Below are 21262 nucleotides of genomic sequence, written 5' to 3'. Positions count from 1 at the left end.
AAACTGGCACTGCAATACGTATTTTTAAAATCGGATATTTTCTTAACCCCCCAAATCGTTGGGGGTGCCGCTTCAAATACCATGGGCTTATTGTTCTTTGTAATGCACGTCACTTAGATCACGCAGACGCTGCGCCGCTTGCTCAGCGGTGAGATCGCGTTGGCTCTCTGCCAGCATTTCGTAACCAACCATGAACTTACGTACCGTGGCGCTGCGCAGTAGTGGCGGGTAGAACAAGGCGTGTAGTTGCCAATGGTCGATGTCCGTTCCCGCTTCAAAGAACGGGGCGTAATGCCACCCCATGGAGTAAGGGAAAGAACATTGGAATAAGTTGTCGTAACGGCTCGTCAATTTTTTGATCGCCACGGCAAGATCGTCACGTTGCTCATCGCTCAGTTCGCTCATGCGGCGGATATGCGTTTTTGGCAATAGCATGGTTTCAAATGGCCACGCCGCCCAGTAAGGCACTACCGCTAGCCAGTGCTCGGTCTCGACAACGGTGCGCGCACCATCCTTGAGTTCCGCTTCTGCGTAGTCCACCAGCAAATTACGGCCATGCTCTTGGTAGTAGTAGGCTTTAAGGTGTTTCTCTTTTCGTTCTATCTCGTTAGGTAAGAAGCTGTTGGCCCAAATTTGGCCATGTGGATGCGGCTGAGAGCAGCCCATCGTCTCGCCTTTATTCTCGAATGCTGCTGCTTTGGTGTTAAGCCTATGCTGGCTGATGCACATCTTCCACTTGAGAAGTTCTCGCCTTTCCCTAATCGCAGAGCAAGACCTAAAGTCTCTATAGGACCAATTCCTTCAAATTTTATTAACTTCTGACAGACATCATTATCTTCAATTGCCATCTCTATCTGTTTAGCCAGATCATCCAGATGTTCTATCTGAATAAGCAAATGTTCCCACAACCGAAGAAGCACGGCTCTGAACTGATCAGGTAATCCATTTTCCGCATCTTCAAGAACAAATGGAATCCCTTCTCTTAACGAAGTTAATCCTCGGGGTAGAATGCCCCCCAATTCTGGCAGTAACCCACGAATATGATTACTTTGAGCTATCTGGTGAGTGAGAGCTAAATTTCTGCCTCGTTCCATTCCTTGCATTGCTTGATCATCCACAGATTGAACTCGAACGCTATGGATATGCTCAAGAGATGCTGCGGTGTCAATTGCAAGAGCATCGTTCTTATCTGTTTTTTGTTTGAAATCCCTTAACCGCACGAGTATTGATCACTTTGACTTGATGACCAGCGGCTTTAGCATATCTCGCCCAATAATGAGCACTAGCACACGATTCCATTACCACTAATGAAAGCTTCTCTTTAATTAGAAGTTCTTTGAGCTTCGTTCTGTTTATTTCTCGATTGTATATAACTTTTCCCTGTGGGCTTAATTTACAAGCCTGAAAGACATTTTTGCCAAATCAATCGCTATAACGTTATATTTCTGCATTGTATGGACTCTTGGTTAGGTTTTGATCAACTTCAACCGTAGCTCCTTGGAGAGAGGGAGTCCATACATCTTAGAGGGACGACACTTGGTAACAGATGTCGTCTACTCAACAAAGGCCGAAGGTGATTTAAGCAACTGCGAAGGATTCCTTCCTAGTTGCCAGCACGGAATAAGGGCAATTCGAGTTATCTTTTTAATTTAGTAAAATATGAATTAACTTCTATGGAAGCGGAACCGAGTCACTGTTACGAAGTCCGCTTAAAGAGTGGCAACAGCGACCGCTCAACGTGCTCTATCCCTTTGTTTAGCTTGACGCTATCCACTATAAAATCAAGGAAGACGGACGCTACATAAGCAAAACTATTCACGCCATCCTAGAACTGAAAATCGACGGAAAGAAGGAACTGCTTGATCTCTACCTATCTGAATCTCAAGGGGGAACTATTGGCTGTCTGTATGATCTTCATCCTTATGCATCTTTTTGATCATATGACGTCGCTCGGCGCTGTCAGGCAATGTTAGAATCATGCGTACTCGGTAACGGTTGCGAGTTTGTATGTTTGGCGACAGTTCAGATTGCTCAAACGTTACCGAGTTCCTTTTTGTTTCTATACACCAGTGGATTACATTTAGGAATAGCTATTTAGCTGGAGCTAATTCATGATAAAATAACTGCCTTAAGTCAGGAATCAACTTTATGTTTGTATTATCAAAAGGATCGATATCTTTAAAAAGCTTAGATCGACTCTCATCGTATGTCGTGATCAGTTCACTGCTAATATTTTTTACGCAGCACCTGTACGAAAACCACGCATTTCAGTACATCGATATTTGTGTTTTGATCTATTTTTCGCTGGAATTTTTCTTGAAAGTACACGTGCTGTCGTGGAGGAGATATTTTCAGTCCCCGTCCTGTCAGTTTGACTTCTTTTTACTGGCTGCCAGCCTGGTCGCCATGCCTATCGCCGATATCGATAGTGTTATCTATTTACGCGTGTTCAGGTTAATCTCGGTTATCCGCGTGTTCAAGATCATCCCGAACGGCTCACAAGTTCTGAGCGGATTAGCTCGGGCGATCAAAAGCTCCAAAGCGGTGTTGATCCTGCTTTTCTGCCTGTTGTGCTTCTTTTCACTGATTGGATTTATCCTGTTTTCCACCAGCGTTCCCGACTATTTTAGTACTCCATTGACATCACTCAACACTGTCTTTGAGATATTTACCATTGAGAACTGGGGTGCATTGCCGGACTCTATCGATAAAACCAGCCATCCCTTGCTGCACGCCAGCGTCAATGCCTTTACCATCATCGTCCTGGTCAGCGGCGGCTTTATTGCGGTTTCTCTAGCGAATGCAGTGTTCGTTGATGAACTGGTCAGTGACAACAATGATGACCTCAAGCGGGAGGTGCTTGAGCTAAGGCGAGAAAATCGTGAAATTAAACAGCTACTAACCGAGATAAAGCACAAGATTGAATAAAAAACGCCTCTGATTCAGAGGCGTAGTGGGTTATGCGATTTCCAGCGTATTATTGTTTTCCAGCAGGGCCATAAAATCATCGCTGGATCTGATTTTAAGATCGACTTTCATGAAATCGGCTATCGCTTCAACGTCAGAGTTGACGTTACTGTCACCATCAATAGCTCTTGATAGATGTTCAGTCAGCGAGCGAAACTGCAGTTTATCCCGGGCTAGTTTGGCTATCGACGCCTGTTCAAACGCATCCGTGTTGTCTTTGATTTGCTGAATTCTCATCTCAAAAACTTCTTTAACCCGCTTGGTACGCAGCTCGGCCTTGGTTGAAAAAATATCGGCCTGATCAAGCAGCCAAACCACCAGGGTTGAACCAATCCCGGACACCATGATGCCGGTAGCCTCTTTGAGATGCTCACCCACCACAGGGATCATGTCGACATAGGGTGATATCACCTGTTCAAAGGTGAAACTCACATAGGTGACCACGGTCGTAGCAAGCAACTTGGTAATCGCATCGGCTTTCTGCGCCGGAGTGCTGTCACTGAACAGGATCTTGATCGCCTGGATTATGGCATTAAATCCTTCAGAAATGATCTTCAGCGCCCGTTTTAACATTCCAACAAACAGATTAATAACCGCATTGATCAGGTACTTGACGAAGTTTTTCAGTGCGTCCTTGATAACATCAAACCCGACATGTTTCAGGTTCGCCATGATGTAACGATACGCTCTCTTGAACCGTATTCCTATCGCATCTAGCTTGGAATCGGTCTCTAGTCCATGGAGTACGCCATATTGGAAAGTGTCTCGCAGCTCAAAGAAAATGGGTTTAATGATGAGGATGATGAGCTCACCAATACCCTTTTCTTCCAACTCATCTTTCGCCTGGCCGTAGGCTTCCTTCGCCAGTTTTTTGCCCATGTTACGATCTGTTTTTAGCTTGTTAGCCACCACTTTGTTCAGATCACTTTCGATCGCCTCCTTTGCTGTTTTTTCGGCCTCCAGGGCATTATCCAGCGTTTTTTGCGTCGGCAGGTCGTTTAACTCCTGCTGTTCCGACTTGGATAGGGTCCCCGCTCTTTGCTTACGTTCAAGCCGGCCTCGCTTGTTCTCGACCCACTGCTGGTATTCACTCCAGGATTTCTCTCCTTTTGAAGTGTTGAGCTTTCCGGAGATATTCTTAAAGTTCGCGTCCTGGTTGAGCGCCGTTTTCAGATCATCGAGCGAAATTGCTTTACTCTGGCCATACTCCTCAAAAGCATGTTTCAGCGGAACCTGGTGATCAACGTTAATCTCACTTTTGGAATAGTTGACCCCCTGCTCTTTTTTCGCCTGGTTGATCGCATCGCTTCTCCGGTATAAATAGCGTTTCTGCCCCTGCTCATTGACTTCAAGCTCACTTTCGATGCGCCGGTTGTTTTTGATACGACTGTCTAGGTAGTCATCGAGCTTATCGGTATCTTCGACTATCTTGCGCTTACCTTTGTATGGCCCCTTATCGTCTCGCTGCTTTCGCGTATGCTCGTCCAGACGTTGTTTATCGAGCCGATGATCGGCCACCATACTCGCCGACGCATCATAACTGAAACTCTGTAACTCATTCACCAACCGGGAGGCTGTAAGCCCCTTTTTTGACAACTTGAGTTTCGGGTGGCTGACCAGCCCGTCACACACGTTCAGCAGGATCGGCTTAACCAGTGACTCGCCGATGCCCGCTTGACTGTCGGCCATTTCCTCCTCAATGGTCTGTAACACTTCCAGGCTGTCTCGCTGATCGTGCAGTTCGACATCCAGCAGCACTTTGCTGGCCTGCAGTGGCGAGCAGCCCTCAAGCCGCTCAACTAGCTCGGTACTGGACAATGACTTGATCTCAAAATCTTGCTTGCTTGCCATCATTACCTCCTCATGCGCACAAAGAGTGTGACTGAGACATCTCGTACACCGCTTTGGCTTTCTCGCTGTCGGCGGCAATGAACTCACCCGATTCTGACAAGTAACCCAGGTTTGCCATCTGTTTCAGGACAATCGACAAGTTAAACAGGGCACGAAACTCTTCCAGGTGAACAATCGGCAAACGCTTAAAATCGAGTTTGTGGGCAAACACATCGCTGTTTTCGGCCATCTGATGCATGCGCTGGGTCTGGATTCCGTATTCGAACCGGTCCAATAACTTGCTGTAGTTGGCCACCAGTTCATCGAAATACACCACCACGTTATCGATTGACTCTTCGATCACCTTAAGTTGCTTCTGCTGTGCCTCCAGCTTGGTGATCTCTTCAGTCACGCGCGCGCGCTCCTGCTTGGCACGCTCGAGCGACTCTTTGGCTTTCTTACGCGAAAAGAAGCCCAAGGTCAGCACCATACCCAGTGTATCCAACAGGCCCATCTGATTAAAATCAATCAACATGATCTCTGATTTCGCCCTGACACCACGTTGCGGTTTGATCTCCAGGATGCGGTCATCGAACAGCTCTTCAAAAGGCTGACCCTTTACCGTAACGTTGTGCATCCGCTTTGATACCTTGATAAAACGCTCGAAGTGAATCGCGTAAATGTCCTGCTTCTGGCGGTTGATCCGGCTGATCTTAGTCTCGATACTGGCGGATATCTGTCTGACCTCTTGCTCGTAAATCTGCTTGGCATCGGTAAACCGTTTTTCCGTTTCGGCAATGATTGATTCCGCTTCATCGGCATAGTGCTTACCCGTAAAGGCGCTCCATACCTTAGAGCACGTCTGCTTTACAGCACCTGTAGCTTTCGATGTGAAATTTTTTGCCGCACTATATGCGCTTGAACACCAACTTCCTAATCTGCTAACAAAGCCCATACATTATTCCTTATCAATCATGGCATAGCCTTCCGCCACCATATCGTTCATGGCGTTCACCCAACGCTGCATTTTCTTCACTTCAAAGCTGTCGATCGCCAGCGCATCGCTGAGCTTGTCCATAAACGCCTCTTCCTCGATGCACACCTCACCGTCGGCCAACAGGATCCCGAACAGTTCAACCAGTATGATGCGTTTGCTTTTCCCTTTTGATTTTGCCAGCACTTTGATCACGGACTCAATGTTGTCCTGCTTGGTCAGGGTATGCTCCGTCAGACCACATTCCTGCACAAACGACTGAAAAATCGTCTGCTCTTCGGTCTTCTGCTCACCGTTCAACCCCATGGCGTATTTCGCCAGTTCCAGGAAGTTCTTCTTCTCGCCAATATTCAGTTCAGATAAGTACATGTGTTGTCCCCAATAATTAATACGCTGTTTCTAGTTTTTGTTTTTCGTTGCCTTTCGGGTCATAGACCGTCTCGATACGCTTGCTGATTTCGCCGGCATCGTCATACAGGTATTCGAACACCAGGTTTCCGGCCTGGTCGAATTCACAGCCCCGTGCCGGTTTTCCGTCCTCATTAAACGTCATCTGGTATTTGAGCTGGGTACCGGCAAAGGTATCACTGCTGCGCTTTTTGCCGTTTTCATAGTAAATCTGCGTCACCTGGCCGGAGTGCTTGTCCTCGATCTGGGTCACTTTGCAGTCGCCTAGCCGCTTGACGAAATCGTCCGTGTCAATCGTCAGCTCCTGATGCCTGGCCAGTTCATTGGTCAGGCTCACCAGGTTATCGGCGCGTAACTGCTGGATCTGGGTGGTTAAATGTTCAAGCTGGGCAATACCGGCCTGCTTGGCCGCAAAATCGCGCTTCTCGTCCAACTGCTGAAGCGTTTGCAGCAAGGCTTTCAGGCTGCTGTGGGACTGGCCCACCAGCTTCTGCACGTGGATTAACTCTTCGCTCTGTTTTTTCGCCAGTGACCTAGCACTTTCCGCCTGGGTGCGTGCCAACTCAGAGTGCAGGTGACGGCTTTCCTGATGCTGCTCCTGGCTCAATGCATGCAGAGCCTCGATCTGCCGTTGCTGCTCTGCAGCCTGCTGCGCGATCAGGCCATCGGTTCTCTCTTGTTTGCTTTGCATCGCAGACAAGCTGGCCCCGGTGCTGGTGTGCTGCTCCAGCAACTTTTGCTCCAGCGCCAGCGCTGCACCTTTTAGCTCAGCCTCGGTCGCGGCAAGCTGTGAAGAGAGCTGAGTCAGCTCGCTCACCACTTCTTTCTCCGCCGCAGACAGGCGCGCGACCACTTGTGCGCCCTGCTGGTTAACTTCAGCAGTAACGTGCTGGATGATGTCGCCCGCAACGATTTTCATCACTCTGAGCAACTGGTCCGTTTTATCGCTGAGTTGTTGGCCGAGCTCACCAGCCTGCCTGTCCATTTGCGTACTGTGCTGATCAAACCGGGCATTGACCCGCTTAGCTTCATCGAGTGCCCATTGCTGCATCTGATGCTTTTTGTTGATGGAGATAGCTTGCAGTAGCACGATCAAGCCAGCACAGCCAACCAATGTCCAAAATAGTAGCTCTAACGTAATTTCCATTGTTGTTCCCTTAAACAGGTTGTTAGTTTGTTATTAAGTATCAGGAGACCGATGCCATCGGCTGGATCTCGATATCCCAAATATTGTCGCCGAAGCTGTTGAGCCACTTTTTCAGGTAGAGCGAATCAATCACACTCGCGCTGATATGCAGCGAATCATCACGCTCAACGACTTGCTGGTCCGGTGACAGTGGTGTTTCGCGCAGAAAGTAACCATCAGACTTGGTGATGCAGAACTGTAGTCGGCACTGTTGACCTTCGCCAAAACCAAACCTTCCGTCCGCATCGTATTTTGCCAGGTCAAAATCCTCCGGCCGGTCAAAGGTGAAGGTGGACAAGTGCACGCTGGTCACCCGGTGGATGGCTAAAGTTCGCTCATTCGTGTAACCTTCAAAACGACAGACCAGGTAAAGTCGCTTGCCCTGCTGCGCGATGCCAAGTGGCATGACGGTCGCTTTTTTCGGTTCGTCTTTGCTGTTGGTGTATTCCAGACTCAGCCACCGGTCTTCGTACAGACCCTGGCTGATGGTCCTGAGCACTTCCTCGTCCAGATGCGGGGCGAGCAGAGGCTGGGTTTCACTCACGACTCTGACCTTCTTCAGCCAGCTGCGCTCTTTTTGGTTAGGTGAGGTCGGATTAAGCTGGTAGTCCGCCTCATGAAAGAACCCGTCCATGGCAGCAAACATCCGGCTCGGCAAAAGGCCCGCCAGGTATTCCCGCGCCAGATGAAACAGCAGAGACTCCTGGGCCGACAGGGTCGGCAGACTGAGTACCGCGTTGACTTGGGTCAGCTTATAGCCGTAAGGTTTGCTTTTGTCGTTGCGGTCAAGGTTAAACTGCTCTGATAAGGTTTCCATGATCCTCTGTAAGGTGCGGATATCGCGCTCAATGCCCACCTCAGCCAACTGGCTCTGCAGCTCTTTAACCGTGATGTATCTGGACTTTGGAATGCGCTTGAGGATCTCAAGCGCCAGATTCAGAGATTCATTCAGAGATGACTTTTTTTTCATTTTGTGCTCATTTGTATACTGCATCTCGTGCGTCAAGTAGCGAAAACTATCACAAAGTCGCTATACATTGCTGATTTAAGCCAGATTTATATCAGATATTTTTGATATAAATCATGCTCATATCGTTTATGAAAATTTTACCGCTAGCTGCGTCAGAATATGTCGGATACCAAAAAGAGTTCATCATCAGCATCCAATTTCAGAATACATGGCCAATTGAACATTAATGACTCCGATAAAGCATACCGCCACTACCACATGCAGGGTCATACACTGTGATTGAAAGTGGCAAGTTATCTTAGATTGGATCGAAAACAAGGTGTGTCATTAGCTCAATAACTTCACGTAGGGTAAAGTGCTCACTCGCCTCTTCATTGTTCTCTTCATTGAACTCAAGGATCAATTCCTCAAATATATAGCCCTTACTAAGATTGCCAAGTGCAGGTAGTTTGTTGCCCTCAGGATCTTCTTTCACTGTTGGCGTTAAGTTGATGTATGGCGAAACGAACTTCTCAAACACATTTAGCAGGACGTCTTTACCCGCCATGTGACGGATTTGAGCTTTCAGGTTAAACACTCAACAATCTCTTTTACGTTGTCGCTTAAACCGTTGATGTAATCTTCGAAGTTAGCCAGCAAAATCTGTTGGTTGTTAGTCGCCGTACTGAATAGCGTTTGCAGAGTCCACTTGGAAGTGTTGTAGAACACATTACCTGATGCAGCGCACAATGGGGCATCATCAAGCTCAGTTTCATTCATCTCTTCTTTTTGGAATCGAACCTCTTCCAATACCGCTTCTTTTGATGGCTCTAAAAGCGTATCCAGACGGCGCAGCACCACCATAGGTAAGATAACGCCGCAGTATTAAACACGAACATAAATATTACGAAGACAGTCGTCGGTAATTGACCAAATAAATGAAATGAGTTTGTTATGTACTGAGTAGTCCATAATTTTCGTCCCAAAGCGATAGTTGCTTGAAGTTCAAACAATAATAATAGGGATAAGTGGACAGGATTTTATTGACTTTTGGCACTAGTAGCGAATAAAACATGCGTTTCTGCTCGCTACTAGCTCCGTGGTTTGGTCTACATATCAAGATTTAAAACACTGCATCTCAATATGCTCACGTAAATGCTTAAATGGATAAGGCGTTACGGTTGGTAGACGATGTCTTAAGTGATAAACATCAAACAAGTTTTCTACCTCTTCTGGTAGTGCATCAAACGAATGCTTTATCAAGTATAAATGGCTAAAAGTTTCTATTTTGCTCTGTGGGCTGCCTTTGCCACCAGCAAAGTACATCCCCAGCTCTCGGTTATAGAAGAAACCTAAAGATGCATTAAAGAATCCCTCACTTTGCCCTCTCATCGATGTTTTTAAAAAGAATCCTTGTTCGCGCAGCCAATCATAGAATTGTTTTTCATCATTGCTTTTGTATGCGATTGTCGAAAACTCATCAAACGGTAGAGGGGCCGTATCATCCCACTCTGACAATATCACTCTCAGTTTGGTTACAACTTTACTCTCGGGGTTTTCTTCAATGAACTGAGTCAACAGTGCAATAGGAACATCTTGTGAACGGCCTTCTTTAAGTTCACGCAATCGCTCTGCAACCGCTTCAAATTCCGGCAGCATTTGAATGCCAGTGTCAATGAAAATGGCATAGTTCCCCGTCTCCGGCCAATAAATAAAAGGGGAACGTTGGAATCCTTGAAATACTTGCCATTTATCATTACCTAAATCGAGTTCAATATCTTCAAGCTCCTCTTGAGTCGCTTGTGTATATTGCCATCCATCAGCCACTAACTTAGACGCATACACTGGCCACGGCCCGTCTCGAACCTCTGAAAATTCGCCTTGCGGCCGATGAGGCATGTAATATACACATCCTTCAGGGCTGCTTGGGTATTCAATCAAATGCTTTCTTGTATGGACTTCTAACTTGATAAGCAGTTCTTTTAACAATACTTCCATCACATGCCGATTTGGTTGTCCTCTGCGATCCCATAATCGTTCTGGATAACACGCTTGGAATACCGTGTCTTGGTATTTTTTGCGATAAACCTGATACGGGTCTTCTGCTGCTGACTTATAGGCCTCTTTATTACCAACAATTAGGATATTCAATGCACCACGAATCGGAACGTCAGCTATTTCTGCATTTATATCTAGATGCTCGATACCATGAAGCAAGATTAATGCAGCGTCAGTATCTTTGCTTTCGGTTAAATCACAGATCACCAAACGATACTCTTTTAACGCATCAAACAGCCCGACATAGTGATTTTTGACAATCGTATCTGAAACAAATCTATGCTTTTCTCCGGGAATCCGCTGCAACTTCACCGAAACTGAATCGCCATAAGCTTGCTTAAGATCTTGCATGAACTGTTCAAGAATACCGATCTTAGATAGTTGAAAACCGCTATAAGATTCTTTGGTTATATCAATCGCCTGAATTCGATTCTTCGCATTAGAGTAAAGCGGCTTCTTGATGTAGTCTCCCTCTATGGATTTGCTTACCAACATCCCCACATCATCAAGTTGATAACGTGTAGCAAACTTTGCCTTTTTCGGTATCTCTCCGTTCTCTAACGTAAACCAAGACAAAGGGGAAAACGTTTTGGCATTCATTGACAGTGTTTGTTTGAATCCAAGCGCTGCACATGGCGCTAAATCGATTTCCACGGTCGTTAATTCATAGCCTGAGTGACCTTTCGGTAACTTTTTGCTTTTGACTAGATAATATAAACCTTCACTTTCAAAGCGCTTTATCGCTGGCGTAGTGCCACTCAATACTTTTGGTATCGCTTTGAGCAGTAAACGGGCCAATTGCCATGTAGGTAGCTCGGCAGCGTTAACTGGTTTGATAGCCAAAGACGTGTCTTTGAGGTCTAATTTGGCGTCCTTTGGTAACAGCACCCAATAACACGCTTCTTTATTGGCACCTTTGACTAAGCAATAAACACTTCCTGACTTATAGATTTCAGACGCTAATGTTACTAAACGCTTAGGTCGTTCTGAGAAGTCGATTCCTTTATAACTGACACAGTAAATCGCGAAGCTTCTATCAACCCAATCAGTGTCAATGGATATTTGTTCCACTAAGGTTGATAAAGGACCGTGTGAGGAAGGTTCTAGCTGTTGTGTAACCATTTTATCAACTCCTGTACTGCGGTTAGGTTGGTGTCGGCATTGCTATCATCAATTAGTGCCGGAATTTCAATAACTTTAGCTAACTGTGGTGAGGTTTCTACGAAGCACGAGTCCAAATATCTAATCGGCTTTGAGGCATCCCCCAACGCATTCACGTAAATAAACTTCGAAGGTCCAACCTCTTCTTCTACCAATGAAATTTTCGAACTGTAGCCTTCGCTGCTTTCATTTCCTTCATGCTTCCAATATTTGCTGTCTAGCCAGATCGGTTGCTCAATCCCTGCAAATATGACTCTGTTGTCAAATCGCTCGTAAATAGAATTTGGAACTTCTTCAAAGGTAAAATTGAATGCTGTTAAAACTGCCTCTACCGCTTGTTCCCCCAACGCTCCCTTATAAATGTTGGTGAACATAACTGGCGTCATCACGTAACCTTCTTTTTGCCACGAACAGGCAAAGCCTTTGTGTTCAAACCACGGCCTCACGTATTGGTTCTGTACTAACGTAGCCAGGCTACACGCTTCCTCTGAGACCATATCGCCAGAAGGTACTCTATTAAAGAACTCGAAGGCATTCGGATCACCATCTAAATTACCTTGATAGCGGTAATACCCTTTGGTCATCGACTGTAAGTACAATCGATTGAATCGCTCTGGTTGATAGGCCACCGTCGGATAGCTAAGCAACTGAGTTCTAATGTCTTGCCATTCTTGAATATCACTATCGGATGCTGGTTGATTATGTAGACGGCGAACTAAGGCTTTGATTGACTGCATACCATCTTTATTATTTCTTTGAGCAAGATTGAATAAACGTCGAACAGATCGGTCCTCAACTAGACACTGATTAACTGATTTCGCTTTATTAACCAAAGCAATATATTCGTGCGAAAACAAACTTGGGTCTCGACTCTCTTCTGCCAGAATTTCTTTCAAACCAGAATCAGCAAACAAGAGAATTTGTTTTCGTTTCAGAGACGTTCTCCCGGCTCTTCCTACCGCTTGCTCAATGTATTTCCTTATCGCGCTTTGGTAGTCACTTGTTTGGTAATATTGCTGTAAAGAGCGCTCTCTGCTCATGCCCATAAGTTGCTGTCGACACCAGCTTTCAGCGCTTTTCGGTGACAACTCGCCGTTCTCTTGCAAAGATAAGATTTGGTGGAACTGACAAAGCTGGTTAGCAGTGTGCGAGTAATCATCTGACAGGAGTAGCTGAGTAGGTTTTTCAAGATAAATACTGTCTATATCGCTTCGCTGCTGGGTGCTATAAGTGACATCGGCAACGGATATTAAGCTTCCACCTTCCAACGCTAAATTAACTGCGTAATCAGGGTTTTTACCTGCTCCCATTGAAGCATATGTACTAAATACAACGACTTTCCCTGGCTCAGTGTTTAGGTGATTGGAAATTTCATCGTAGCCAACCAACCTCATCCAATCAGCATTCACACCCAAAAATGTCCTGGTTTGGACATTAAATTCTTTTGCCCATTTATCGCAGCAGAACTGGATGAAATCGTTAATGTTCTGACGTGTTGTATCTAGGGTGCGGTTTAACAACGACAGCATATAACGATTATCAGGGGCTGAGATAAACGCTTTAATGCTAGCTAAGAGCTTAGACAACCAACTACGAACAAATGCCTGCTCTGATTCCCCAATACCGAGATAGTGATTTAGGATAAAGTGACTTGACCGAGCTTCCGGCTTATATTCTTCCAACAAAGCATCAAGAAATGCATCTCGGCTATTGAGATATTTGACCGTTAAAACCACGCCGTTATCTTTATAGTTGCGTCTACTATGGTAATAATCATTTACCCGCTGTTTTTGCTCTCTCGACAAAGATAGAAGCTTTTTACCCAAACGCTCATTCAAGTATTTAAAATCAAAGTTATGTATTACGGTGTCTGCTCTCGCCGTTGCACTTATCCCGAGGATGACGGCACCTGCATCAACCATATCCGCTAAGACACCCGATGGTGAAGTGTTTAGGAATGACGCTTTACAATTTACGGTATCGCGAGTCCCCTGATTATGAGCCACCTCTACAAGTTTTAGTCCGGTATGATGGTAACTCTTGCTAGAACTTAACTTGTTCGCTTTACCACCTGCAGATTGCCGTAACCCCCGCGTATCGAAAGACTCGTAAACTGCAGACTCAAATTCTTGTAAGTTGAAGTGAGTAAGCAGGGATTGAACAGCTTCTTGAAACGTTCCTTCTAGACTTCTATTTTCGCGTACTTCGATTTCTAGGCCACGAACGTTCTCCCAGTACTGAAACACGGCTTTACGCATTGTGCCAAGAAACCACTGATATATAACATCGGCTTCATTGACAAAGCGGGTTAAAAGGCCGTTTTTTTCAATGAGAGAGCCTTCTACTTTCTCATCGCTGAATATGAGATTTTTCTGTCTCAATAAATCTGATTTTAATGACAGCTTATGAGTGGCACTACTTACATGCGTGAAGCTTCTATCCGAAAACAACCTAACAGGCCGCTCATTCAAGTTAGCTCCTTCCGTATTAAACGCGAACGCTAGATTCCACTTGGTGCCAAACTCTTCAAGTCGCTCACGGAGTGGTTCAAATAAGTTTTCAATTTTGTCGTAGCGAGGCGAGCTCTCAAGTTGATGATCTCTAAAGTTTGCTCTTAATGTTCTGATCGCCCAAATTAAGTCCTGCGCTTGTTGCTTACACAACTCAGAAAGGATGACCTGATTCTGCTTGTCAATTTCATCAATGATAAGTACAGCACCACTTAGATCGCGCAATGGGCTATAACGCGAACGAGTATTGTGGAAGCCTTTCAGAAACTTGCTAGTCGTTAAGAAAACAACATGAGCACTTCCATTACGCATTTTTTCACCCGGTAATAGTGTTTCAACGGATGTTAGCAACGAACCGCTCAACAATACTCTATCGGTCCCTTTTTGTTTCTTTTGCAAGCGGTCGACTAAATTACGGTAGAAGTAACCAGCTTGCCTATTTAAAGAGACTTTAACTTCAGGATTACTCGCATGGCGTCTTAGACCTGATATGGCACTCCACTCTGCTTGAACATCACGCTCAGCGTCCAAGTTAAATCCGGTTAACACTTCATTCAATACCGTATCAGAACATTGCAATAGCTGCTCTGACTGGTTGGGCAGGTGTACTATTTGCGCTTTAAGGTACTCTTGTTGTTCTAAAGTGAAGCGAGGCTCACCCTTGACTGTCTGCTTTTCAATTAACTTCAACAAGTCTGCTTTCGCGCTTACCACGTTATCTACTGAATCAGTAACGTAATACAGTAAGCGTTTGGATTTGTTGCTGGTATTTTCTTCTTTCAGCTCGCTTCGTATTTGCTCTAACATCTGCTGGAGTAAGAAATTTAGTGCCGTGTAAGTTTTACCGATTCCTGTCTGAAACGGTAATGGGAGCAAAGCACCAGATTTAACGCCATTTACTTCAATGTGACTTTTGAGCGACTCTGTAATTACCAGCTCAAGGGGCGAAGGATCGGGAGCAAGCTGAAAATCAAAATGAGTAAACTCTTCTATCGACACGTTCATACACTATTACCCCGGCAGATCTTGATGTTTTATTAACCAGATCATAGTATGACGTCATTAGCGACAGGTAAATACTGAATACATAAACATGTCGAGTAATTAGGCAGGAATCTTAGAATGAGTGCGTGGCCAATCCGTTGGGATCTACTGTTTCGATACAGAATGATTGAGATTATTGCTTTGTGGGAAGGAAGATTAAATACCAACCACTTAATACAGAGCTTTGGCATTGGTCGGCAGCAAGCCTCCAAAGACATCAATACTTACTTAGTTGATGTCGCACCTGGCAACCTCATTTACGACAAACGGCTTAAAGGCTACAAGCCGAGCGATAGCTTTGTTCCCAAGTTAACAAGCGGTCATGCGGATGAGTATCTGCACATTCTTTCTCGTAGTGAAGATATGGCCGTAACATTTGCTGATCTCAATATGGGCTTTGAAAATACAACCATGGTGCGCCCAGTCACACGCAGCATATCACCAGAAATTTTGCGTCCGTTAGTTCAAGCCATCAGAGAGAAAAAACGTGTCGATATTTGCTACACATCGTTAAAAGATGGTGAGTGCTCGGGGCGCATAATTTCCCCTCATACCTTAGTTTGTACCCCACTACGCTGGCATGTTCGCGCTTATTGTGAACATGCTGGTGGCTTCCGCGACTTTGTGTTAAGCCGTATTCATGGAATACCGGATATTAACGAGCAAGCCACTTACGACAAACACGCTGACGAGCTTTGGATCACTAAAGTGAATGTTGATATTGTGCCTGACCCGCGTTTGAACGAGAAACAGAAAAAGGTAATTGAAAAAGACTATGCCATGAGTGACGGCGTTCTTAGCATCGCTACAAATGCATCATTAATACGATATGTGCTAGATGCTTATAGCATCGATATACACACGCAGAAGTCTAATCCTCAAGGCCAACAAATTGTATTAGGTAATTTATCTGAGCTAACAAATTACCTATGATAAAGAAAAAATTGATCTGTATTCAGATAACAAATAGAGCGAACTTATTGACACAACACGTGATTCAGATCTCATTTTAAAGTTATTTTTTGCAGTTCCCCTAAATGTCCCCCAACGAGTAGCAAAAGAAATATAAAGCGTTAAAAAACAAAATCTTAGGTGGAAATTAAAAAACCCTCTTGAACAGTTTGTTAGGTGCGTAGCCAAAGTTGGTAAAAGTCTGTTTCATCGTGCTTGGGATTCTTGCGCACGAACTCCCAACCATGGCGCTTATAGAATGTGAGAGCTCGATGGTTAGTTCGGCTTACTGAAAGTACAGCACGCAAACAACCCGCTTTACTCAAAGTGCTTACAATATAATCCTGCACTTTTGCAGCGAGTCCTGAACCACGAAAATTTGGTTTTAAGTAAATGAGATGCACATAGCCAGTCTCCGACTCGGGTGAAAAGCTACGAAACTCTAACTGCCCTGCAAACTGACCATCCACAAATATATGGATATAGAACCATCCTGATGTTGCTAACCGGTCTAAGACGCGTTCACGATAACCACTGATGAAGTCTTCGAAACCATCGTAATGCCCAAAACTACAAAAGTATGCATCTTTTCTCGCAGCAACGCACAATTCGAAATCATCAATGTTTATCTGCTGAAAAGCAATTTCCATACTTACCTTTTCCTTCAAGCACCTAACGCCCTGCTAAGGGGTGAGCAACGCAATACAAAAGCCGCCGCATGCCACCTTAAGCACTAAAATCAACGCATAGCAAAAATGCCACGCGTTGCGAATCCCTCTTAAGCAGTTTGTTATGTGTCAAATTTTAAACTCAAACTTAGCTTTTTTAGGGCCAGTTTCCCCTTTTTCGGAAGGCGCATACTTCCGTTTTGATAATATTCGCACTGCTTCAGCATCGAACACTCCTTTAGGTACAGAATCAGTAACCATTATGTCAATCACATCACCCTGACTACTAATATTAAACGTGAGTACAACAGTACCGACTAATTTGTTTTTCCTTGAACCTTTATGATTCCTAGGCGATACACTGTCCCGAGCTTTGTGTTCTTGATAATTTGGGGAACTAGCACTTTCAATTAAACCAGCGCAGCCAGACAATAATGCCGCTATAAATAATATTAAAATCTTCATACTTAATCTTTGACAACATAACGCCCAATTAAGGTGTGAGGCACGCAATACCTATGCCGCCGCATACCGCCCTAATCACTAAAACTCACGCATAGTAAAAATGCCACGCGTGTCGAATCACTCTTAAATTGTTTGTTATAAAGCGGACTCTACGTTAAACGCCTTTTCTAACCACACCGAGCTAATGTACTGTCCATGTTTCTTGGCATACTCATTAAAAACACCGACTTCTCTGAAACCAAACCGTTTATGTAATGCCACTGATGCGTCGTTTGGTAATGCAACACCCGACAATACACGATGGACGCCATAAGCACGAATGGATGAAAACAACTGAGTATATAGCTTAGAACCTAAACCTTTCCCTTTGGCCTCTTGTGCCAGATAAACGGTCACTTCTACAGTGTCGTCAAAAGCTGAAATAGCTCTGTACTGTTGGGAACATGCAAAACCTAGCAACACGCCGTTTTCTACGGCCACATATAGTTGATGTTTGGTAGTGCTAGAGAACTGAGAGAACCATTCCTGACGATTTTCCAGAGTAAATGGAAATTCCTCAAAGCGTGCATTGGTATGTTCAATATAAAAGTTAAAGATGTCGGTAATGCCAGCAACATCTTCAAATTTACCTGTTCGAATTTCCACGAAATGTCCTTTTTCTTCGAGCTTTATAACGCCCTGCTAAGGGGTGAGCAACGCAATACAAAAGCCGCCGCAAACCACCTTAATCACTAAAATCAACGCATAGTAAAAATGCCACGCGTTGTGAATCCCTCTTAAGCAGTTTGTTATGTAATTTTATTGATATAGAACACTACAGCTAAAGCAAAGGCAAACAAGTTAGATAGTTTAGCCTTTTTCGTCGCATACTCATCGAAAACTGTAGAAAGACAAAGAAAACCCACAGAAGTTGCCAAAGCATAAGCTTCAAAATTTTCACCCGTTAAAGCTTGGGGTTTTGTAACGTAGAGCAGTACCGTTATAACGATTAAAACGCATAAATTCGTACCAAACCCAATTTTTGCTAAAAGTTTTTGTGTTGAGCGTTCCCAGCTAGGCTTTGGAGTTGTCTTACGTATTTCTTGAACAGTTCTTGGATCAAAGAACGCACTATGAAAAGTACAATACTCGCAAGAATCAACCTTAGAGATCAAAGCTTGCTCATCTTCTCGTGGTGTTTCAGTATCTTTTGACACAAAACCTAAAACACCTCTGTGCGCACGTTGTGCTTCACAATATTGGGTAACTAAATATCTAATGTTATTTGTCAAAATTGCCTCGATTACATAACGCCTTGTTAAGGGGTGAGCAACGCAATACCGATGTTGCCGCATGCCGCCTTAATCACTAAAACCAACGCATAGTAAAAATGCCACGCGTTGCGAATCCCTCTTGAACAATTTGTTAGCTAAATTATGTAGCACCAAGCCAGACCACCCCAAAACAGAATATTCAAAGTCCAGACCATTACACTCTGAACTGGAAGCATATGAAAAACTATCTGGGGACATGCCTTAAGTTCACTCGGAGAGAACAGTATTTGCGGCTGAAAATCCCAACTAGTAGCTAAACGCAGACCTCTTTTGAATCTAGGGTGATTCACCAAGTATTCAGCGTAGGATGAATAAATTGTCCATAACCCAAAAAAGCCTAGTAACTCAATTAGGGATATCACTTCCAAACTAAATGGCAATAGTGAAGGCCCACCAATGAGCAAAATTGCTGCAAATATCCATTTTCTATTTCTCATTACACATCCTTGTTAATGATTTAAGCTAACGCCCTGTTAAGGGGTGAGCAACGCAATACCGATGCCTCTGCAAACCACCTTAATCGCTAAGACCAACGCATAGTAAAAATGCCACGCGTTGCGAATCCCTCTTGAACAGTTTGTTAGGTGGGATTTTCGCACGCCATAAGCAATGCTTTCAGCTCTAAATTCAATGAAGCCTCACCAATTTTTCTTGCTGAATTTCCCAATTGATTGCGGTAATTACAATCGGCTCCCGCCTCTAATAATAACCTAACACCTTCAATATTCTCATTGATTGCAGCAATCATTAATGGTGAGTTGTAAACATACTCCTGAGTAAGAAGTAAATTGGGATCACCTCCATTATCAAGAAGTAGCTTTAATATTTTGTTATTGGAGAAGTTAGCAGATGCAAAAACTGGGCTATTCCCTTCATAATTCTGTATGTTGGGGAGCGCACCACTTGATAGTAAAGTTTTTACCAGTTCATGGTCACCAAGAAATGACGCCATGAGTAATAGTGACGCTCCACATGAATTGACTGTATTAACGTCCATTCCCTTCTTCAACAAACGTTGAGCATACGAGCTGCTTTTTCCCTCAATCATCTGATAAATTGCGATATTTATAGGACTACTAGGGTCGTTTCTGCTTTTGCAAGAACTTGAATCACTTGTCAAAAACACTATGGATAAAGCTGCTAGTAAAAATCGCTTCAAAATAATCCCTCCTAACGCCCTGTTAAGGTGTGAGCAACGCAATACCAAAGCTCCCGCATACCACCTTAAACACTAAGCACAACGCATAGTAAAAATGCCACGCGTTGCGAATCACTCTTAAACAGTTTGTTAGGCATATATCAAAAACAAGGTTCAACGCCTGTTAATTTTGTGTACATTTTAGTTTGGTTCTCATTTACTTCAGGAATCATGCATTTACTTTTGCCGCCATTAGTTAACTTCAATACATAACCATCTCTTGGTATATATTGAGCTTCAGGGGTGCTTTGCGAAAATACTCCCCAAGTAGTAGAAATAATTAAGCAAACTACAGTTAGGATAACTGCCCAAAATTGCGCTTGTTTTAGCTTTAAATCCCAATAACCTTTTTCGTTTTTGCTCTTAATAGATTCATTGTCATTTAAAGTTATTAACACTCTTACGCCGTTTGCATCATTCTCTTTAGCTACAATCCCTGTTTCTTTTAATGCATCTATAAGCTCTGACTTATTCACTAAAACTCCTTATATGCCTAACGCCCTGTTAAGGTGTGAGCAACGCAATCCCGATGCCTCCGCATACCACCTTAAACACTAAAACCAATGCATAGTAAAAATGCCACGCGTTGCGAATCACTCTTAAACAGTTTGTTATAACTAATCTTCCACCGGAACCCATTTTTTAACTAGACTGAACTCCGTATTTTTCTGGTACAAATTAGACTTACTGAGAGAAACCTCAGGTAACACACGCTTAACATAACTTTCAATCATATCAACAACCCAAATTGGTGCTCTAGGGTCAATTTCAATGGATTGAATAAAGCTATCAACGCCGATAGGCAAGTTGATGTGTGAGTTATCCCAAAAATCACCGTCAAATACCGAATCTGGATGGACTATAAACCTAACCTCTTCTTCATGGCTAAAAGCATCTCGCTTATAGCGCACATCAAGATAAGGGCTTTTATCTTCGTTAGTTAATTTGGGCAACTGTTTCCAGTGAGAAAAGTAAACTACTTTCTCTACACCTAAACGTCGAATGTTTTGCAACAAGTCAAACTGACCAATGTTTGTCGTGATTTTTACCCCAGATTTTGAAGGCGAATAAATCCTCCACATAGCATCCGATTCTAATTTGGTTGTCCAACATTGACCAAAAAAATGCTGAGACCTCGAATACAGGGCTTTATTGCCTTTTTCATCCCTATCGTAATTTGAAAGCTCCGTTTCCCATGGGTCATCCCAATTAGAAACTTTGGTGAAAGTGAGCATTCCCGTTTCAACAAAGTGAACAAAAGACTCGAATGAGAAATACCGACATATAGTCGTATCAAGTTCAAGCCCATTACCAATCTCTAGCCTCATCTAATTCGAACTCCCCAATTAGTTATAACGCCCTGTTAAGGGGTGAGCAACGCAATACAAAAGCAGCTGCAAACCACCTTAATCACTAAAATCAACGCATAGTGAAAATGCCACGCGTTGCGAATCCCTCTTGAACAGTTTGTTATGCGATAACTGTTGAGTGCGCAGAGATAACCTGCCAGTTACCCTTTTGCTTTGTCCAAACACGAGAAAATGCAAACTCACCGTTTGC

Annotated in this window: 17 protein-coding genes and 3 pseudogenes; 3 read left to right on the top strand and 17 right to left on the bottom strand. The window is 44.0% G+C overall.

Going from position 1 to position 21262, the window contains the following annotated elements; all coding sequences use genetic code 11:
- Nucleotides 1-87: 87 nt before the first annotated feature.
- Both galT and F7Y48_RS20165 read right to left on the bottom strand, forming a co-directional pair.
- Nucleotides 88-690 (bottom strand): annotated as a pseudogene (galT, locus tag F7Y48_RS20170) (galactose-1-phosphate uridylyltransferase); the annotation flags it as partial.
- Entirely contained in the window at nt 600-1220 is a 621-nt protein-coding gene (locus tag F7Y48_RS20165) for a hypothetical protein (RefSeq protein WP_256957223.1), read from the bottom strand. The pseudogene galT and the gene F7Y48_RS20165, both read right to left, overlap by 91 nt.
- Before the next feature lie 488 nt (nt 1221-1708).
- Between F7Y48_RS20165 and F7Y48_RS20160 the strand changes: the two are divergent.
- Both F7Y48_RS20160 and F7Y48_RS20155 read left to right on the top strand, forming a co-directional pair.
- Nucleotides 1709-1908 (top strand): annotated as a pseudogene (locus tag F7Y48_RS20160) (transposase); the annotation flags it as partial.
- A gap of 240 nt (nt 1909-2148) precedes the next feature.
- Nucleotides 2149-2928 carry an ion transporter gene (locus F7Y48_RS20155; RefSeq protein ID WP_258489203.1) on the top strand — a complete coding sequence of 260 codons (780 nt, stop codon included), beginning with the start codon at nt 2149-2151 and terminating at the stop codon, nt 2926-2928.
- Between the two features lie 30 nt (nt 2929-2958).
- Here the strand turns inward: F7Y48_RS20155 and F7Y48_RS20150 are convergent, their stop codons facing one another.
- The 8 genes and pseudogenes from F7Y48_RS20150 to F7Y48_RS20115 all read right to left on the bottom strand — a co-directional run bounded on the left by F7Y48_RS20150 (nt 2959) and on the right by F7Y48_RS20115 (nt 15068).
- A complete protein-coding gene (locus tag F7Y48_RS20150) occupies nt 2959-4818 on the bottom strand; it encodes a DNA repair protein (protein WP_301660409.1) in 1860 nt (619 codons plus the stop codon).
- Between the two features lie 10 nt (nt 4819-4828).
- Nucleotides 4829-5752, bottom strand: a complete 924-nt coding sequence (locus F7Y48_RS20145; protein ID WP_023584735.1) for a hypothetical protein — start codon at nt 5750-5752, stop codon at nt 4829-4831.
- A gap of 3 nt (nt 5753-5755) precedes the next feature.
- On the bottom strand, nt 5756-6160 hold the full coding sequence (locus tag F7Y48_RS20140) for a TerB family tellurite resistance protein (protein ID WP_023584734.1): 405 nt from the start codon (nt 6158-6160) through the stop codon (nt 5756-5758).
- Between the two features lie 16 nt (nt 6161-6176).
- A complete protein-coding gene (locus tag F7Y48_RS20135) occupies nt 6177-7346 on the bottom strand; it encodes a chemotaxis protein (RefSeq protein WP_269665233.1) in 1170 nt (389 codons plus the stop codon).
- A gap of 40 nt (nt 7347-7386) precedes the next feature.
- On the bottom strand, nt 7387-8355 hold the full coding sequence (locus tag F7Y48_RS20130; protein ID WP_023584732.1) for a helix-turn-helix transcriptional regulator: 969 nt from the start codon (nt 8353-8355) through the stop codon (nt 7387-7389).
- 238 nt (nt 8356-8593) lie between these two features.
- A pseudogene (locus F7Y48_RS20125) lies at nt 8594-9306 on the bottom strand (type I restriction-modification system subunit M N-terminal domain-containing protein); the annotation flags it as partial.
- Nucleotides 9307-9450: 144 nt separating this feature from the next.
- Nucleotides 9451-11514, bottom strand: coding sequence for a hypothetical protein (locus F7Y48_RS20120; protein ID WP_301660410.1), 2064 nt, complete (start codon nt 11512-11514; stop codon nt 9451-9453).
- Nucleotides 11496-15068 carry a hypothetical protein gene (locus F7Y48_RS20115; RefSeq protein ID WP_301660411.1) on the bottom strand — a complete coding sequence of 1191 codons (3573 nt, stop codon included), beginning with the start codon at nt 15066-15068 and terminating at the stop codon, nt 11496-11498. Before F7Y48_RS20115 ends, F7Y48_RS20120 begins: the two co-directional genes overlap by 19 nt.
- Nucleotides 15069-15185: 117 nt before the next feature.
- Between F7Y48_RS20115 and F7Y48_RS20110 the strand changes: the two genes are divergently transcribed.
- On the top strand, nt 15186-16040 hold the full coding sequence (locus F7Y48_RS20110; protein WP_006741462.1) for a helix-turn-helix transcriptional regulator: 855 nt from the start codon (nt 15186-15188) through the stop codon (nt 16038-16040).
- Between the two features lie 191 nt (nt 16041-16231).
- On the opposite strand, the gene F7Y48_RS20105 is transcribed toward F7Y48_RS20110, so the two are convergent.
- The 7 genes from F7Y48_RS20105 to F7Y48_RS20070 form a co-directional block, all read right to left on the bottom strand.
- Nucleotides 16232-16708, bottom strand: coding sequence for a GNAT family N-acetyltransferase (locus F7Y48_RS20105; RefSeq protein ID WP_316685323.1), 477 nt, complete (start codon nt 16706-16708; stop codon nt 16232-16234).
- A gap of 147 nt (nt 16709-16855) precedes the next feature.
- The gene (locus F7Y48_RS20100) at nt 16856-17191 is read right to left on the bottom strand and encodes a TonB family protein (RefSeq protein ID WP_104040754.1); all 336 of its coding nucleotides are present in this window, start codon (nt 17189-17191) and stop codon (nt 16856-16858) included.
- Between the two features lie 135 nt (nt 17192-17326).
- Complete coding sequence (locus F7Y48_RS20095; protein WP_316685322.1) at nt 17327-17836, bottom strand: N-acetyltransferase family protein; 510 nt, start codon at nt 17834-17836, stop codon at nt 17327-17329.
- Between the two features lie 143 nt (nt 17837-17979).
- Nucleotides 17980-18462, bottom strand: a complete 483-nt coding sequence (locus F7Y48_RS20090; protein ID WP_069547526.1) for a hypothetical protein — start codon at nt 18460-18462, stop codon at nt 17980-17982.
- A gap of 622 nt (nt 18463-19084) precedes the next feature.
- The gene (locus F7Y48_RS20085) at nt 19085-19663 is read right to left on the bottom strand and encodes an ankyrin repeat domain-containing protein (RefSeq protein WP_048625632.1); all 579 of its coding nucleotides are present in this window, start codon (nt 19661-19663) and stop codon (nt 19085-19087) included.
- Between the two features lie 140 nt (nt 19664-19803).
- Entirely contained in the window at nt 19804-20178 is a 375-nt protein-coding gene (locus tag F7Y48_RS20080; protein WP_025523884.1) for a hypothetical protein, read from the bottom strand.
- A gap of 141 nt (nt 20179-20319) precedes the next feature.
- Nucleotides 20320-21030 (bottom strand): DUF2971 domain-containing protein, encoded by a 711-nt coding sequence (locus tag F7Y48_RS20070; protein ID WP_316685321.1) that lies wholly within the window; start codon nt 21028-21030, stop codon nt 20320-20322.
- Nucleotides 21031-21262: the final 232 nt, after the last annotated feature.

It is taken from the genome of Vibrio sp. 2-1-2a (genome assembly GCF_032648565.1).
Classification (GTDB): Bacteria; Pseudomonadota; Gammaproteobacteria; order Enterobacterales; family Vibrionaceae; genus Vibrio; species Vibrio diabolicus.
The sequence above is the reverse complement of the archived record's forward strand: the minus strand, read 5'-3'. Positions and strand labels throughout refer to the sequence as shown.

What these genes read in the sequence shown, in the direction of transcription:
- F7Y48_RS20155 (WP_258489203.1), top strand. Translation starts at nt 2,149, where the DNA reads ATGTTTGTATTATCAAAAGGATCGATATCTTTAAAAAGCTTAGATCGA.
- F7Y48_RS20150 (WP_301660409.1), bottom strand. Translation starts at nt 4,818, where the DNA reads ATGGCAAGCAAGCAAGATTTTGAGATCAAGTCATTGTCCAGTACCGAG.
- F7Y48_RS20145 (WP_023584735.1), bottom strand. Translation starts at nt 5,752, where the DNA reads ATGGGCTTTGTTAGCAGATTAGGAAGTTGGTGTTCAAGCGCATATAGT.
- F7Y48_RS20140 (WP_023584734.1), bottom strand. Translation starts at nt 6,160, where the DNA reads ATGTACTTATCTGAACTGAATATTGGCGAGAAGAAGAACTTCCTGGAA.
- F7Y48_RS20135 (WP_269665233.1), bottom strand. Translation starts at nt 7,346, where the DNA reads ATGGAAATTACGTTAGAGCTACTATTTTGGACATTGGTTGGCTGTGCT.
- F7Y48_RS20130 (WP_023584732.1), bottom strand. Translation starts at nt 8,355, where the DNA reads ATGAAAAAAAAGTCATCTCTGAATGAATCTCTGAATCTGGCGCTTGAG.
- F7Y48_RS20120 (WP_301660410.1), bottom strand. Translation starts at nt 11,514, where the DNA reads ATGGTTACACAACAGCTAGAACCTTCCTCACACGGTCCTTTATCAACC.
- F7Y48_RS20115 (WP_301660411.1), bottom strand. Translation starts at nt 15,068, where the DNA reads ATGAACGTGTCGATAGAAGAGTTTACTCATTTTGATTTTCAGCTTGCT.
- F7Y48_RS20110 (WP_006741462.1), top strand. Translation starts at nt 15,186, where the DNA reads ATGAGTGCGTGGCCAATCCGTTGGGATCTACTGTTTCGATACAGAATG.
- F7Y48_RS20105 (WP_316685323.1), bottom strand. Translation starts at nt 16,708, where the DNA reads ATGGAAATTGCTTTTCAGCAGATAAACATTGATGATTTCGAATTGTGC.
- F7Y48_RS20100 (WP_104040754.1), bottom strand. Translation starts at nt 17,191, where the DNA reads ATGAAGATTTTAATATTATTTATAGCGGCATTATTGTCTGGCTGCGCT.
- F7Y48_RS20070 (WP_316685321.1), bottom strand. Translation starts at nt 21,030, where the DNA reads ATGAGGCTAGAGATTGGTAATGGGCTTGAACTTGATACGACTATATGT.